General features: G+C 57.1%; 16 protein-coding genes. 11 read left to right on the forward strand and 5 right to left on the reverse strand.

Features of this window, described 5'->3' with window-relative positions:
* Window positions 1-12: 12 nt before the first annotated feature.
* The 4 genes from IE099_RS16355 to IE099_RS16370 all read right to left on the reverse strand — a co-directional run bounded on the left by IE099_RS16355 (window position 13) and on the right by IE099_RS16370 (window position 2,321).
* Window positions 13-1,095, reverse strand: coding sequence for a type IV pilus twitching motility protein PilT (locus IE099_RS16355; RefSeq protein WP_189572223.1), 1,083 nt, complete (start codon window positions 1,093-1,095; stop codon window positions 13-15).
* A 93-nt stretch (window positions 1,096-1,188) separates the two neighbouring features.
* Entirely contained in the window at window positions 1,189-1,551 is a 363-nt protein-coding gene (locus IE099_RS16360) for a hypothetical protein (RefSeq protein WP_189572226.1), read from the reverse strand.
* Window positions 1,515-1,925, reverse strand: a complete 411-nt coding sequence (locus IE099_RS16365) for a phage holin family protein (RefSeq protein ID WP_189572229.1) — start codon at window positions 1,923-1,925, stop codon at window positions 1,515-1,517. The genes IE099_RS16360 and IE099_RS16365 overlap by 37 nt, the downstream gene beginning before the upstream one ends.
* A gap of 15 nt (window positions 1,926-1,940) precedes the next feature.
* Window positions 1,941-2,321 (reverse strand): DUF883 family protein, encoded by a 381-nt coding sequence (locus tag IE099_RS16370; RefSeq protein WP_189572232.1) that lies wholly within the window; start codon window positions 2,319-2,321, stop codon window positions 1,941-1,943.
* Between the two features lie 161 nt (window positions 2,322-2,482).
* Here IE099_RS16370 and IE099_RS16375 point away from each other — a divergent pair, with 161 nt between their 5' ends.
* The 9 genes from IE099_RS16375 (at window position 2,483) to IE099_RS16415 (ending at window position 10,400) form a co-directional block, all read left to right on the forward strand.
* Complete coding sequence (locus IE099_RS16375; protein WP_189572235.1) at window positions 2,483-3,601, forward strand: SLOG cluster 4 domain-containing protein; 1,119 nt, start codon at window positions 2,483-2,485, stop codon at window positions 3,599-3,601.
* A gap of 72 nt (window positions 3,602-3,673) precedes the next feature.
* Window positions 3,674-4,162, forward strand: a complete 489-nt coding sequence (locus IE099_RS16380) for a DUF1802 family protein (protein WP_189572238.1) — start codon at window positions 3,674-3,676, stop codon at window positions 4,160-4,162.
* Between the two features lie 169 nt (window positions 4,163-4,331).
* Window positions 4,332-5,063 carry a hypothetical protein gene (locus tag IE099_RS16385; protein WP_194598400.1) on the forward strand — a complete coding sequence of 244 codons (732 nt, stop codon included), beginning with the start codon at window positions 4,332-4,334 and terminating at the stop codon, window positions 5,061-5,063.
* Between the two features lie 29 nt (window positions 5,064-5,092).
* Window positions 5,093-5,626, forward strand: a complete 534-nt coding sequence (locus tag IE099_RS16390; protein WP_189572244.1) for a hypothetical protein — start codon at window positions 5,093-5,095, stop codon at window positions 5,624-5,626.
* Between the two features lie 37 nt (window positions 5,627-5,663).
* Window positions 5,664-6,872 (forward strand): hypothetical protein, encoded by a 1,209-nt coding sequence (locus tag IE099_RS16395; protein ID WP_189572246.1) that lies wholly within the window; start codon window positions 5,664-5,666, stop codon window positions 6,870-6,872.
* A 39-nt stretch (window positions 6,873-6,911) separates the two neighbouring features.
* Window positions 6,912-7,838 carry a bifunctional riboflavin kinase/FAD synthetase gene (locus IE099_RS16400; RefSeq protein WP_189572249.1) on the forward strand — a complete coding sequence of 309 codons (927 nt, stop codon included), beginning with the start codon at window positions 6,912-6,914 and terminating at the stop codon, window positions 7,836-7,838.
* A complete protein-coding gene (locus IE099_RS16405; protein ID WP_189572252.1) occupies window positions 7,835-8,260 on the forward strand; it encodes a DUF2752 domain-containing protein in 426 nt (141 codons plus the stop codon). The genes IE099_RS16400 and IE099_RS16405 overlap by 4 nt, the downstream gene beginning before the upstream one ends.
* Window positions 8,261-8,333: 73 nt before the next feature.
* Entirely contained in the window at window positions 8,334-9,029 is a 696-nt protein-coding gene (locus IE099_RS16410; RefSeq protein WP_189572256.1) for a TrkA C-terminal domain-containing protein, read from the forward strand.
* A gap of 42 nt (window positions 9,030-9,071) precedes the next feature.
* Window positions 9,072-10,400, forward strand: coding sequence for a dicarboxylate/amino acid:cation symporter (locus tag IE099_RS16415; RefSeq protein WP_189572259.1), 1,329 nt, complete (start codon window positions 9,072-9,074; stop codon window positions 10,398-10,400).
* Between the two features lie 3 nt (window positions 10,401-10,403).
* Here the strand turns inward: IE099_RS16415 and IE099_RS16420 are convergent, their stop codons facing one another.
* Window positions 10,404-11,177 carry an SGNH/GDSL hydrolase family protein gene (locus tag IE099_RS16420; RefSeq protein WP_189572262.1) on the reverse strand — a complete coding sequence of 258 codons (774 nt, stop codon included), beginning with the start codon at window positions 11,175-11,177 and terminating at the stop codon, window positions 10,404-10,406.
* Between the two features lie 136 nt (window positions 11,178-11,313).
* On the opposite strand from IE099_RS16420, the gene cysS reads away from it, so the two are divergent.
* Together cysS and IE099_RS16430 are read left to right on the forward strand one after the other, a co-directional pair.
* Complete coding sequence (cysS, locus tag IE099_RS16425) at window positions 11,314-12,714, forward strand: cysteine--tRNA ligase (protein WP_229809552.1); 1,401 nt, start codon at window positions 11,314-11,316, stop codon at window positions 12,712-12,714.
* A 142-nt stretch (window positions 12,715-12,856) separates the two neighbouring features.
* Window positions 12,857-14,218, forward strand: a complete 1,362-nt coding sequence (locus IE099_RS16430) for an ABC transporter permease (protein WP_189572266.1) — start codon at window positions 12,857-12,859, stop codon at window positions 14,216-14,218.
* The last annotated feature ends 13 nt before the right edge of the window (window positions 14,219-14,231 follow it).

The following is a 14,231-nucleotide window of genomic DNA, read 5'->3' on the forward strand; positions in this document are numbered from 1 at the left end:
ATGGGAACTGGATTAGGATTGGAAGAAGGCGCGCATCTGCGGCTTGTCCTCACTGCGATAGAGGGTTTCTTCCTGAGTAATGAGCCCTTGCATGTAGAGATTGCGCAGGGACTCGTCCATTGTGATCATGCCGACGTTCTTACCGGTCTGCATGATGCCGGGCAGCATGAAGGTCTTACCATCGCGGATGGTCGCACCTACTGCGGCGGTATTGACGAGGAGCTCCAGAGCGAGCACACGTCCCTGACCGTCGGCCCTGGGGACGAGCTGCTGGGAGATGATGCCTCGGAGAGACTCGGAGACCATCACGCGGATTTGATCGCGCTGGTCGGTGGGGAAAACGTCGAGAACCCGGTCGAGGGTTCGGGGAGCGTTTCCAGTGTGGAGGGTGGCGAGAACCAAGTGACCGGTTTCCGCCGCGGTGAGTGCGAGCTGAATGGTCTCCAGGTTCCGCATTTCTCCCACCATGATGACGTCGGGGTCTTCCCGCAGGGCGCCACGGAGAGCGCGTCCGAAGGACTCGGTGTGGGAGTGGACCTCGCGCTGGTTGACGTGGCAACCGGCGGACTCGAAGACATACTCGATGGGGTCCTCCAGAGTGAGAATGTGGTCTTCGCGGTCCTGGTTGATGAAGTTTACCAGTGCCGCAAGAGAAGTGGACTTCCCTGAACCAACTGCTCCGGTCACGAGGATGAGACCGTTCTGGTAGCGGGTGAGAGGGATGAGGTCCTTCTCGGGAAGGCCGCACTCGGCAATGGTGCGGATGGTGGTGGAAATGAGACGGAAGACGAGCTCCAAGCCCAGGCGCTGCCTCACCACGGAGGCCCGGAATCGTCCGAAGTCGTTGGCGTAAGCAAAGTCGACGTCGCCGGTCTCCGCCAGACGCGCTTTTTCCTTCTCTCCAAGAAAGGACATGGCGAGTCGTTCCGTATCTTCCGCAGTGAGAGGAGGATGGTCATCCCAAATCGGCGAAAGGGTGCCAAAGCGGCGCCAAGTCGGAGGATAAGCGGTTGGAAGATGGACATCGGAGCAATCATACTCCATGCCGATTTTGAGGTATTCGTCTACGTGGGCCAGAACCTGGTGTTCGGACATAAGTTTTTTAATTAAGGGTTGGCGTGTGCTACTAACATTGGACAACGGCGGGGCTGGTCAGGGCAAGTATCTTTACCCTTTTTTTACATGTGATTACTTTCGCAACCACCGCCGTGCTTGTTCGGTTAACCAAACCCTCATGAGAGGTTGGGTTATGGAGAGGGTGAAGGCGAAAAGTTGGCCCGGTAAAGTGGATTGCTTTTCGATGACGGTCTTGTTTTTTTTACGCTTCCGCTTGGGTTTGAGCAGGAGCACCAGGAGGCAGGCGGCACCGGCGGTGATCATGACCGTGCGGGCGGGACGCGCGTTCATAGTAGCGGGCAATTTGCCTGCCACATTCAGCAAGTTCTTGGACTGGCTGAGGAGATGGCGGGTGTCGGGCACCTTCAGGGTGCTGCGGTAGCCAGCCAGCTGCCGGACTAATTCTTGCTTGTGGGATTGTGTTCTTGAATCCATTCGCGGTCGCGTTCGAGTTCGGCTCGGGTGTATTCGAAAAGTGGGGCCGGGGGCTTGCGGGTCAGAGCCTTCTTCATCGCGAATATAATTACGATGTGAAGACCTGCCAGGAGCAGGGCGGCGACTTCCCAACCGAGGAGAGGGTGATCTCCAAGGAGTCCCAGCAGTTTCCCGAGGAGGGAAACGAGGGCTGCGAGGACGAGAAAGTAGATGCTGATGGCGCTGATGCCGGCAACTAGGACGGGGCCGAGCTTGCCCTGTAGATGGGCAAGGGCTTCCTGGGTCTCGAGGGAGACCAGTTGCAGGCGTGTGCGGAGATAAGCCGCCAAGCCCTTGGGAAACGAGAGATCGGTCTCGTCACCGGATTCATTCATGCGCGGCGGAGGCTACTAGCGGCGAATGACGAGGCCCAGAAGCAGGCCGACGGCGGCGGCTGCGAGGACGGACTGGGTGGGGTGCTGGCGGATGAGGTCCTCGGAATCGGCGTGGAACTCGCGCAACTTCAGGCGGGTGTCCTGCCACTGCTCGCCGGCGGCGCTGCGAAGGTGCTGCACGTTTTCGCCCGCGTTCTCGCGAATCTGGACTGTTTTCTCAGCCGCGACCTCGCGTAGTTCCTTGGCTTTTTCTGCCGCGGACTCTTTGAGGAGGCGTGCTTTTTCTTCGGCGGTTTGGACGATGTCGTGGGTCTTCTCGCCAGCGGCAGCACGGAGCTCGTTGGCGGCCTTTTGATTGGCTGCGGTAGTGGGGGATTCGGCAAATGGTTCGCTCATGATTGATTCTAGTTTTCGCCGCAAAGGTGGCAGTGGGTTTGGGGCTGCGCAAGTCCAGAGTCGGGCTCAGGGGAAGGGGATTTTCGCGAGGGGGGAGTCCCAAGCGGGATCTGGCGGGAAAATAGTTTCTCAGCCTTTCGATTTTAGTTTTTCCTCTCCTAATGATGAAAGCAGTTAGAGAGATCGATTCGCTCAATAGTCTTCTCCGCCAGCGTGGTCAGTTGAGGGGGGCGGTGGTGCAGGGGCTGGACCTGTCGCAGGCTGGAGTTCCCTGGCATGAAGTCGACTGTGATGGGGCGGTCTTTCTCGGCTGTGATTTTCCCGAAGGGGTCGGGGTGGAGGAATTGGTTTTGAAAGGGGCGACGGTGTTTCCTCCCTTCCGCCATCTTCCCTATGACCCTTATCGACCACGGCTCTATACGCGTCAGGAATTGATGGAGGGCTGGTCCTTGGAGAATGACCGCAGTCTGGATTTGCGAATCTATGAGCACTTTGCGGCGCATGGTCGCAAGCATCCCCATGTGTTGGAGGCGCTTGCGATGCGATTGCATGATCATGCGGTGGACGATGCGCTGGCTGATCTCTTGGAGGGGCGGGTCGAGGGGGATGGGGTCAAACGCGTGGTGGGAATCATGGGCGGGCATTCCATGGGGCGTGATGAAGAGGACTTCAAGCGGGTGGCCAGGGTGGCGTGGCACTTGGCTCGCGAGGGCTACTTCGTAGCGACGGGCGGAGGTCCCGGGGTGATGGAGGCGGGGAACTTGGGGGCGTATTTTGCCGGAGAAGATGCGGAGGCGCTCGAATGGGCGCTCTCTCATATGGAGGCCGCGCCGGGTTATCAGCACGAGGATTACAGCCGCCTCGCCTTGGAAGTGATTGAGCGCTACCCGCATGGAACGTCCTCCCTTGCGGTGCCGACCTGGTTCTATGGGCACGAGCCGACCAATTGGTTTTCCCGCCATGTGGCCAAATATTTTTCCAATAGTTTGCGGGAAGACGGGTTGCTGGCGATTGCGACCCATGGGGTGATCTATGCGCGGGGGAGTGCGGGGACCACGCAGGAGGTCTTTATGGATGCGTGCCAGAATCACTATCGGACTTTTCAAGTCGTCAGTCCGATGGTCTTTCTCGGGCGGGACTGGTTCGGAGAGCGCACTGGAATCCATGAGGCCGTGGTCCGGCAAGCGGGAGAGCAGAAGTATGGGGAGTATATTGCTCTGGTGGATGGGGTGGAGGAGTGCGTGGATTTTGTCCGGAATCATCCGCCGGCGGTCGTGTAGGGCGGACGGGGAGGGGAAGGCTGGAGAATTTCGGTTTTGATTTCCGTCCTTTGAGAGGGCAAGCAAGAGGGCGTGATCGCATTTAAAGAATGGCAGGTGGTGTGCAAGGCGCTGGCGGAAGGGCGTCAGACCGTGATTTTGCGCAAAGGGGGGATCCATGAAGGGCGGGAGGGCTTTGCTTGGAAGCACGAGTCTTTCGCGCTCTTTCCCACCCGTTTCCACGCCCAGCGCGAAGGGGTGAAGCCTGAGGATTGGGCTGCTTTTGGAGAGGAGGAGCTGTCCGAGTGGCAGGAAGGGGAGGTGGTGCCTATCCAATGGGAGTGTGAGGTGGAGCGGGCGGTTACGCTCAGTACTAGGGAAGAGGTGGAGGCCTTGCGCGACCTGCATATCTGGACGGATGAGGTGATTCGGGAGCGGTTTGACTGGGAGATGAAGGGGATGAAAGGGCAAAGTCTCCATGCTGCCTTCGTGAAAGTGCGCGAAATCCACCCGACCTTAGATGTTGTCTATCAAAAAAGATGTCATGGCGGGTGCCGTAGCTGGTTGGAGCTGGAGAATTAGTGACTTTTTGGGGGTGTTTCACAGGGTGGAGTTCGTTGTAATCCCTGATTTGAGGGCGTTTTCAGGTGAATAGTAAACTTTCCTAAAAAATAATTGAACGTTTGAATTTTTCATGTCATAAAGGGCTCGTTGCTGGGATTGCTACTCCCGACGGCACCACTTGTTCCTTATGAAAATGACCCCTAAAAGACTGTTCGCCCCCCTCTTCTGTGCTCTCGGCTTGATGGCACAGGCGGCTGAAAATCCAGTTGGTGAGATTTCGGCAGACGCGGCTCTGGTTCGCGCCGGTGCCTATCCCAAGCTGGATTGGAATATTGTTTATCCAACTTCCGTTCTCGAGTGGATTTCGATCACTCCCGGTGGCGTCATTGTCCCCAAGTCCGACCTCACAATGCAGGTTCGCGTGCTCGCAGCCGACGTGCAGTCCCGCAAAGAGCGCTGGAATGGTTGGCGTTGGACTGTGACATATACTTATATCAGTGTGACTGGTTATGGGCGTATCAATAACAAAAGCTGGCGTCAGCTTTTCAACAATACACAGCCCTACGTGAATCCAAGCGCGATCGTTTGGCAGGATGAATTGGAGGAGGGTGATGAAGTGATCTTCGCCGCCAAGGCCAACTATGATGGTGGCAGCTGGTACTACAGTGGAGAAGGTAGTGACAACGTCATTGTTCTGAAGAAAGGTGACTATCCGCCTTCTTATGCGACTTGGGATACCCAGTCGACTTTGGGCACGCACATTGCGCCCTATCTGGATGAAAGCGGAGCCGTCGACATTGGTCCCCGTGATGTGATTGTGGCCTTCGAGCTGACTCACCAAATGAGGGCGAGCGGCAATTCCGAAGGAGATATGCAGGACATGATCGTGCTGCTGACGTTCCAGACCGAAGAAGGTTAGCTCGACCCCCAACTCGCTAACACATCGTTATGAACCAAATTCAGTTATTGCTGAAGGGGGGAGCCGCGTGCCTTATTCTGGCGAGCGCGGGAGTCTTGGAGGCGCAGCCAGGATCGCGCTTGTCGCGTGAGGAGTTGATTGCCAAGCGTGATAGCGCCAAGGAGCGTGCCACCACCAAACTGGCCCCCAAGGAAGAGGCCGAAGCAGCGAAGCACCCTTCGCAGTCCAGTATCCTCGACAGCTCGGTTTTGCTCTCCGACGGGCGCAACTGGACCTTTATTCCCAAAGGCGCTCTGCTCTACATCCCCGACCGTTTGAAGGACCGGGTGAATCTCACTGAAAGCAAGGGCAAGTATGTTCCCTTCGACCAGTTTGCGCAAAGGAACCGGGGGTGGTTGTCCACCCACAGTGTCACTCTGGAGCAGGCCCGGGGCAATGAGCCCATCAAGGACTCGGTCCGAAAGGTCTTGGTCAATAGCGGTCGGGTGATTGTGACCGTTTGCAAAGGGGGACCTATCACGACTCGTCCTCCCAAAGTGGCTGTTGCATCAGCCGGTGCCTAAGGTGCCTAAATCTCTACTTTTTTCCCTTATCTTTGAAATGAAGAATCAAACTTTCCTTTTGGCCTCACTCATCGCCTCTCAAGCGGCTTTCGCAGAGGATGGATATACGAATGTGATCCAAATGATCGAAATGGGCTCCGGCTCGGATGCTCCCTTGCTCTGGAATATGCCGGGCAATATCGGAGCTTCGGGTGACGATGTCCTCGTCGGTGAACCTGTGCCGGAGAACGGTGCCATTTTCATCCTCCGGACAGTGCAGAGTAGCCCCTTCCAGGACTGGTATTTGGACCAGGCTGCGGTTGGTGCCTACTTGCCGAGTGCGGAGATCGAGATCATTACCCACGATGACGAAGCCACCTTTCCCCGCACTCGAGCGGATCAGCCGTTTCAAGTGAACGTGAGTGTGGAGGGCTTGTATGACGGCGCGCTCGGTCTGCCGCTGGATGTGATCCAGAATGCGGCGACGGAAGTGCGTTTGCAGATGTTCGCGCAGGAGTATGCCGACGGGCAGAGCAGTTTGCCGGGCGGGGAAGTGACTGCTCCATCTCATGGAGAATTGGCCTTGGTTGGTAATGGTGACTTTCCCAAAAGTGCGGGTGATCTCACTTTCTACACGAGCTTGAATCCCAGTTCGCCTGATCGGGCGCAGGGCGAGGAGCACTTCGTAGTGCGTTCGCTGGATGATGGTGCCACGCAGGGAGGAACTCTCGCGCAGGAGCACGTGCAGGTTTGGCCCGTTTGGTCTGGTGAGATGAGCGGATTGAATAATCCGACCCTCCTTCCCTATAGTTATAGTGGGGAGATTCCCGACGTGATTGCGCTCTCTGATGGCGAGCTCGCTCCCGACCCGAACTTTAAAAAAGCGCAGGGTGAGATTGCTTACGAGGCTGAGCCGCCCGAGTTGACCTTCACTTGGCACGACCTCTATCCAACCTCGACGGTGGGGGTGATTGTCAATGACGCCTCCATTCCCTATCCTTGGGGTGGACGCTGGGTGGGAGGAACACAGCGCGTTTTCAACGAGGACGCTTCCGTCAATTGGCAGGATACGGTGGAAAGGTGGGATGGAATCTTTGGAGGAAAAGGTCGCTATGCGATCTGGATGGTGACCTTCACCCCCGGTATTGGCTGGGAGGTGGGAGGAAACTATGCTGCCGACGGTTCCTTTGTGCCCGGTGGTTGGATCGTTCCCATTCAGCGCGAGGGTATCAAGGTGCGCGGTTCCATCCACAGTTTGTCTGAGTAGACGGTTGTCGAACTCGGGTGAAAGCTTCATAAGCAAGGCGTGTTTCAGCGCCTTGCTTTTTCTGATCTAGCGACCATCCGACAGCCGCTCTCGTTGGCTCTCGGGGTTTTCGATGGCGTCCACCTGGGGCACCAGGCGGTGATGGCGCGAGCTGTCGAGCGGGCCCGGGAGGCGGGGGGCTTGGCGGGAGTTCTCACTTTCGAGCCTCACCCGATTCAGGTTCTAGCGCCTGAGCGTGCTCCCCGAAGGCTTCTCGCGAGCTTGGAGCACAAGGAGCGTCTCTTGGAGGATCTCGGATTGGATCTGCTGGTGGTGGTGGAGTTCACCCGTGAATTTGCATCGTGGAGTGCCGGGGATTTTCTTGCGGAATTGAGGCGGGCGGAACGGCTTCACTCACTGGCAATGGGTCGCGATTGGTGCTTTGGAAAAAATCGGGGCGGCAATGTTGAGTTGTTAGAGAAATTTGGCCAAGAGCACGGCGTGGCTATCGATGCGGTATCCGCGGTGATGGTCGCGGGAGAGCGGATCAGCAGCACGCGGATTCGTCAGGCTCTGCGCGACGGGAACCTCGCGGCGGCAGAAGAGATGTTGGGCCGGTTGTATTCCGTGATGGGAACGGTGAGTGAAGGGAAGAAGCTGGGGCGTGAATTGGGCTTTCCCACCGCGAACCTCGTGCCCCAATCCGAGCAGTTGCCTCCGGACGGGGTTTGGGCGGTGGAGGCGCGATGGGATGGGGCCTGGCATCCGGCGGTAGCCAATTTGGGACGTCGTCCGACCGTGGGAGGGGACGAGGACAGGATGCTCGAAGTTCACCTCCTGTCCTGGCAGGGAGATCTCTATGGAAAGGAGTTGGAGGTGAGGTTTCGTCAGTTCTTGCGGGGCGAGAAGAAGTTCGATGGCCTGGAGGCTCTGAAGGAACAAATCGGGAGGGACGTGGAGTCGGCGCGCAAGCTGTTAGTGGGATGAGGTGGTTGTGGAGGCAGTCCGGGCGTTGGGTCTTGATCAGTGCTCTCCTGCGGGAAAGGGCGGTCACTTGGATTCTGTTAGGATTTGCCTTCCTCTATCTTCTCTTCGCCTTTTTCAATATCCCCATCTGGCGCTGCGTGTGGCGAATGTTCACCGGATGGCGCTGCCCGGGATGCGGTCTCACGACCGGTTGCAAGGCCTTTCTCCGCGGTGATTTTGTCGAGGGATTGGCGTGGAACTGGCTCACCCCGTTTGTGCTAATCGCATTGATCCTTTTTCCGGTGGTGATGGCTATTCCCAAGCGGGTTCGGGAACCCTTTTTGGATCGGCTGGAGCGAGTGGAGCGAAAGTTTCGCCTCACCCTCGTCCTCTTGGTTCTGGTGGTCGTGCAGACCATCGCCCGACTGCAGGGATGGGCTTGAAGTCTCTCGGAGCTTGAAGAGTAGAACGCTTCTAACGCTCGGATTTCTGGCAGGAGTGGTTTAGAGAAATCCCATGGGTCCGTTTTTTGCCTTGGTAGTCATTGTTCTTTTGGCGCTGTTGGTGGTGCGAATCGGAGCCAATGCGCTCGTGCTTACGGGGATGTCGTTGCCGGTGTCGCGATTCCAAGCCGCTTCAGCTTTTTTCGGGGTCGGCTTTACTACCGAGGAGTCGGAGATGGTGGTGAACCATCCGGTGCGCCGGCGAATCATTCTGCACCTCATCGTGGCAGGGAATGTTGGCCTCACCTCGGCGGCGGCGACTCTGGTGCTCAGTTTCGTGCAGAACTCAGACGAAGGGGTGGGGCATGTCTTTGGGTGGATTCTCATTCTTTCCCTTGGGGTTGCTACGGTGGGTTGGGTTTTTCATCTGCCCATCATCAGTGAACACGTCGACCGCTTGATGAAGGCCTCATTGGAAAAGGCAGGGCTGAAGCGTGCAATCGACTTTGATGTCCTTCTCAAGCTAAGGGATGGCTATGCGGTCTATGACTTTGTTCTCGAGGAGGGTCATCCCTGGGCGAACAAGCGGCTGCACCAAAGTCGCCCTGCCGATAGTGGATTGGTGGTTCTCAATTTCATGAGAGGAGACAAAACCTTTGTGGGGGCTCCTGACAAAGATGCTCTTCTGCAGGCGGGCGATACCGTTACGGTCTATGGTGCCGAGTCGGCGGTGAAGTCGGTTTCGGAAGGCGCAAACCGGCTATGCTGACTTTGAGCTTTGCATTCAGGTGTATCCCGCTTGAGTGGGTGAATGAAAGGGAAAGAGCATTGGTTTATTCTCGGGGCCCTGTTGGCGGCGGTCCTCCTTGCGCTGATTTTGCGGGCGGTACCACCGGGTGCTTTCCCCGCCACTATCGTGGAGGGGTGCCGGTTCGTGGGGGATATTTTCAAGCTCGCTCTCAAGATGCTAATCGTGCCCCTCATCGTGACCTCGGTGATTGCTGGCATTGCTGGGCTTGGGGGGATGGAAGGCTTCGGGCGTTTGGGGGGAAAGACCATTGGGTTCTACGCGCTGTCGAGCTTGCTCGCCATTTTGGTGGGCTTGGTCCTGGTGAATCTGATTCGCCCTGGTTTAGAGGATGGGAAGCCGAGCAAGGTTCTGCAGACTGCCTTTCGGGAGACGCAGGAAACTGCAGGCGAAGCTGAAAAAAACAGGGTGAGCCAAGCGATGGGGAACTCGGACCGAAAGGCGAGTGATCTACGCGACCTCTTCAAGAAGATGTTTCCGGAGAACATCTTTGCGGCAGCGACTGACAACGGACAGTTGCTGGGGGTCATTACCTTCTCTCTCTTGTTCGGTATCGCGATCACCAAGCTACCTGGCGCGCAAAGCCAATCTCTCGTTGATTTCTTCCAAGCCTCCAATGAGGTAATGGTCATCATCACGCGATGGGTGATGGCGACTGCACCGGTGGGAATTTTTGCCCTCATTGTCCCGGTCATCTTCGATACCGGGTTGGAGCTCTTTGCGAAGATGGCGACCTACTTCATGACCGTCCTGGCATCGCTGGGCTTTCACTTTTTCATTACGCTTCCGGCCCTTCTTTTCGTTCTGGGGCGGGTCAATCCGTTCAAGCATTTCGGCGCGATGAAGACGGCGTTGCTAATGGCCTTTTCCACCTCCAGTTCCTCCGCCACCTTGCCGGTGACGCTGCGGAGTGTGCAGGATAATTCGGGGGTCTCCAAGCGCACTGCGAGCTTCACACTTCCGCTTGGGGCGACGGTCAATATGGATGGCACCGCGCTGTATGAGTGCGTGGCGGTCATCTTCGTGGCCCAGGTGATGGGGATCTCGCTGGGCTTTGGCGAGCAGTTCGTAGTGGTGGTCTCCGCTCTATTGACAAGTGTCGGCGTGGCTGGAATTCCATCCGCCAGTCTCGTCGCGATTCTCTTGATTCTGAAAAGCTCTAACATCCCGAATGCCGAGGCGGCGGCGTTCGCGATCCTGGCGGTCGATCGTCCGCTCGACATGTGCCGAACGGCGGTCAACGTTTTCGGTGACTCCTGTGCCGCAGTGGTGGTGGCGCGGTCGGAAGGGGAAGAATTGCCGCAGTTGGCGTTGAAAAAGAATGCGGCCTAGGCTCTAGAGCAGGCCGGTGGTTTCACCCCAGACCTTGGCCATCAGCATGTGGCCGGCCATTGAAGGGTGGACGCCATCGGCCGCCCAGTAGTCGGGCTTGGTTCCTTTTTCGACTTCGGCAGTGAAGGCTTCCTGGAAGGGAACCCAGGTGCAGCCAGTGGCTTCGGCGACGCGCTTGGCCGCCGCGATGCGTTCTGTCATTTCGGGAAACCAATTGTCCTTCACCGCTCCGCATTTCAGCACGAAGGGTTCACAAATCACGATGTGGGTCTCGGGCAAGGCCTTCCGGGTCCGTTCGATGAGCGCGGTGAAACCAGTTTCGTAAGTTTCCACCGTGCCATCGTATTGTCCATTGAGCTTGTGCCAGATGTCATTGACTCCCACGAGGATGCTGAGCACGTCGGGCTTGAGGTCGATACAGTCGGCCTGCCAGCGGGAGTCGAGGTGGGGAACGCGATTGCCGCTCACCCCGCGGTTGTAGAAGGTCAGGTCAAGGTCCGGATGGCGCATCAATAGATTTGAAGCGATGTGGAACGGGTAGCCGCGTCCAAAAGCCTTGGCGTCATTGGCCTTTTTGTTTTTGCGGTCGCGGTTGGCGTCGGTGATGGAGTCACCCTGAAAGACGATCACTGCGCCTTTTTTGAGGGAAAGGGGTTTGGGCGCCTTTGCGGCGGAAGCAGTGCCGGTCAATCCGGAGGCCAAGAGACCTGCTCCGGCGAGGCCGGTCTTGAGTGCGTTGCGGCGGTTGATTGCAGCGGGGTGGCTTGGTGAATTCATTGCGCGGACTTTCTTCGGGCGACAGGGAGATGGCGAGAGTGAAGTTTTTGATTTTTCATTCCGTCGAGTGGAAGGGGCTGCTCATTTTTCTCCGCTGGCGGTTGCGTAGGTTGGAAAAAGCCGCTAAGTCACGGCGGTGCGTTTGTTTGATTCCATGACCCGCGAAGTGCGGGAGTTGCGGCCGGTTGAGGGAGATACTTTTCGTTTCTATTGCTGTGGTCCCACCGTCTATGGGCCGGCTCACATTGGGAATTTCCGCACCTTTGTGATGAATGATGTCCTCCGGCGGGTGTTGGAGGTGGGGGGCACCAAGACCTACCACGTGCGAAACATCACTGATGTGGACGACAAGACCATTCGGGATTCCGAGGCGGCGGGGGAGACCCTGAAGGCTTTTACCGGTCGATGGTTGGCGCAGTTTCATGACGATTGTGAAAAGTTGAATTGTCTGCCGCCCCATCTGGAGCCCAGTGCGGTGGAACACATCCCCCAGCAGATCCAGATGATCGAAGAGCTGGTGGCAAAGGGGCATGCCTACGCGCCCGGCGATGGCTCGGTCTATTTCAAGATTTCTTCCTTTCCCGAGTATGGCAAGCTTTCGCGGCTCGATACCCGCGAGCTGGACCTTGGCAAAACCCAATCCGAGCGAGCGGGAGAGTTGGCGGACGAGTATGAGAAAGACAGCATCTCCGACTTCGTGTTGTGGAAGGGAAAGCGCGATGGCGATGGTGACAACTTTTGGGACAGTTCCTGGGGTCCCGGCCGGCCGGGGTGGCACCTGGAGTGTTCCGCGATGATTCGTGAATACCTGGGCGATACCTTTGATCTCCATAGTGGCGGGGAAGATCTCGCCTTTCCCCATCACGAGAATGAAATCGCGCAGAGTCAGTGCTGCTGTGGAGGGCAGTTTGCCCTTCATTGGTTCCATGGCGCCCACCTTCTGGTCAATGGTAAGAAAATGTCCAAGAGCGCCGGCACGGTCTTCACAATAGCGGATCTGGAGGCCAAAGGTTTCACTGCGGGAGAGGTTCGTTACGAGCTATTGAGCGCCTACTATCGCAAGCAGGCCAATTTCACCCTCGAGTCCCTCCACGCCAAGCGCGAGGCTCTCGGCAAGTTGGCGAAGGTGGAAGCCGAGCTGCGGGCGAAAGTGGGAGAGAGCGAAGTGCCTGCTTATCAAGATTTGCTGGGGCTTGCCTCTTTCGGGGTCTTCGCCGAGGCCTGGTCGAAGTTGGAGAACGATCTGAACACGGCCGCCGCTATTGGCGCGCTCTTTACGGGAATCAAAACGGCGGCCACCAAGGAGGATTGGTTGGGCTTGCATGGCATTCTTGCTGCTTTGGGCCTGGTGCTCCCGGTGCTCGAAGAAGATGGCGAACTCGATATTCCTGAAAACGTGCGTGCGCTGGCGGAAGCGCGTTGGGCAGCCCGATCCGCGAAGGATTGGGCGAAATCCGACGAGCTGCGCGACGCGCTCAAGGATTTGGGCTGGGTGGCCAAAGACGGGCGGGAAGGTTATGAGCTGGAGCGTCTCTAGTCCCGGGCTTGGACAGGTCTCTTTTAGTTCAAAACGAAAGTATTTTGACTCGTTCGCGTCAAAAACAGTAACTCTTTGACAGAAGGGCGTGATGGCTGCTTGATCCCTGAGCGCAGCCCGATAGATCAACAGCACCTCCATCATGAAAGATTACTTCATTCGCCGCTTACTCTTGGTCCCTGTGACCATGCTTGGAGTGACCTTTCTGGTCTTTCTCATTACTCGGGCTGCTCCTGGTGGTCCCTTGGAAAAGGCGATGATGGAAGCGCAGATGGCGTCTGATGGCGGCGGCAGCGGAGGCGGTCGCCAGCAAGCCGGGGGATTGGACGAGGAGACTATCGAGGCCAATGAGGAGGAGTTTGGTTACGACAAGCCGGTCGGCATCGCATACCTGCAATGGCTCGGTCTGTGGCAACGCGAGCGGGCGATCTCCAAGAGCGAATTCTATGAACGAGGCGAAGACAGTCTCGGCTCCGACCTGATCAAGGATCCTGAGAATGAGACCCTGGTTGTTCTCAAGGGAGGAGTGGGGAGGGAAGTCTTTGTTAGAAAAGACGGGAATACTGCGACCAAGGCCTTTTACGTTGATGCACCCAAGGAATCTCTCTCGGGAAACGGATGGAAGGTGCGCATCGAAAGTCCTCGCGATCGCAAGCTCCGCTGGGTTCGTCGGGAAGGAAAGAAGATTGATAAAGCGCCTGACTACAAGCCACGGGCAGTGATCTATCAGGCCAAGCTTTCGGGTGTTCTGCAAGGGGACTTTGGGCAGTCCAAGCAATTCGGAGATCCTGTTCTCAGTCTGATTGGCGACCGCATCCCGATCGCTCTTTATTTTGGAATTCTTACAACCATCATCACCTACTCGGTGTGCCTTCCGCTTGGAATTCTCAAGGCGATCAAGCACCGGACCTTTCTAGATAATGCGACTTCAATTCTCATTTTCGTCGGCTACTCCGTGCCGGGTTTTGCCTTGGGCGCACTTATGGTAGTCTACCTGGCTGCGCGGGCGGGATGGTTTCCGATGTTCGGTCTGGACTCGCCGGAGCTGGCTGACATGGACTGGTGGTCTTGGGAGCGGATTGTGGATCGCGCCCATCACACCGTGCTGCCCCTGATCTGCTATGTGGTTGGGAGCTTCGCTTTTTTAACCATGATGATGAAGAACAGTCTGATGGACAACCTGGCGTCCGACTATGTGCGGACCGCTGTGGCCAAGGGCGTCAATTACCGCCGGGCGGTCTTCAAGCACGCCTTCCGCAACTCGATCATTCCGGTGGCCTCAACCTTGGGCCAACTCATTACCGTCCTGGTGGGGGGCAGCATCCTGATTGAGAGCGTCTTCGATATTCAGGGCTTTGGCCTGTTGCAGTATCAGGCGCTGTTAGGTCGGGATACTCCGGTCATTATGGGCACCCTGACCATCGCGGCCTTTCTGCTGGTGGTCGGCAATATCTTATCGGACTTCATCGTGGCGATGATTGATCCCCGCGTGAAATTCAACTGAGGCAAAGACGATG

This window comes from Roseibacillus persicicus (assembly GCF_014651675.1).
Lineage (GTDB): Bacteria > Verrucomicrobiota > Verrucomicrobiia > Verrucomicrobiales > Akkermansiaceae > Roseibacillus > Roseibacillus persicicus.

What these genes read in the sequence shown, in the direction of transcription:
- IE099_RS16355 (WP_189572223.1), bottom strand. Translation starts at nt 1,095, where the DNA reads ATGTCCGAACACCAGGTTCTGGCCCACGTAGACGAATACCTCAAAATC.
- IE099_RS16360 (WP_189572226.1), bottom strand. Translation starts at nt 1,551, where the DNA reads ATGGATTCAAGAACACAATCCCACAAGCAAGAATTAGTCCGGCAGCTG.
- IE099_RS16365 (WP_189572229.1), bottom strand. Translation starts at nt 1,925, where the DNA reads ATGAATGAATCCGGTGACGAGACCGATCTCTCGTTTCCCAAGGGCTTG.
- IE099_RS16370 (WP_189572232.1), bottom strand. Translation starts at nt 2,321, where the DNA reads ATGAGCGAACCATTTGCCGAATCCCCCACTACCGCAGCCAATCAAAAG.
- IE099_RS16375 (WP_189572235.1), top strand. Translation starts at nt 2,483, where the DNA reads ATGATGAAAGCAGTTAGAGAGATCGATTCGCTCAATAGTCTTCTCCGC.
- IE099_RS16385 (WP_194598400.1), top strand. Translation starts at nt 4,332, where the DNA reads ATGAAAATGACCCCTAAAAGACTGTTCGCCCCCCTCTTCTGTGCTCTC.
- IE099_RS16390 (WP_189572244.1), top strand. Translation starts at nt 5,093, where the DNA reads ATGAACCAAATTCAGTTATTGCTGAAGGGGGGAGCCGCGTGCCTTATT.
- IE099_RS16395 (WP_189572246.1), top strand. Translation starts at nt 5,664, where the DNA reads ATGAAGAATCAAACTTTCCTTTTGGCCTCACTCATCGCCTCTCAAGCG.
- IE099_RS16405 (WP_189572252.1), top strand. Translation starts at nt 7,835, where the DNA reads ATGAGGTGGTTGTGGAGGCAGTCCGGGCGTTGGGTCTTGATCAGTGCT.
- IE099_RS16410 (WP_189572256.1), top strand. Translation starts at nt 8,334, where the DNA reads ATGGGTCCGTTTTTTGCCTTGGTAGTCATTGTTCTTTTGGCGCTGTTG.
- IE099_RS16415 (WP_189572259.1), top strand. Translation starts at nt 9,072, where the DNA reads ATGAAAGGGAAAGAGCATTGGTTTATTCTCGGGGCCCTGTTGGCGGCG.
- IE099_RS16420 (WP_189572262.1), bottom strand. Translation starts at nt 11,177, where the DNA reads ATGAATTCACCAAGCCACCCCGCTGCAATCAACCGCCGCAACGCACTC.
- IE099_RS16430 (WP_189572266.1), top strand. Translation starts at nt 12,857, where the DNA reads ATGAAAGATTACTTCATTCGCCGCTTACTCTTGGTCCCTGTGACCATG.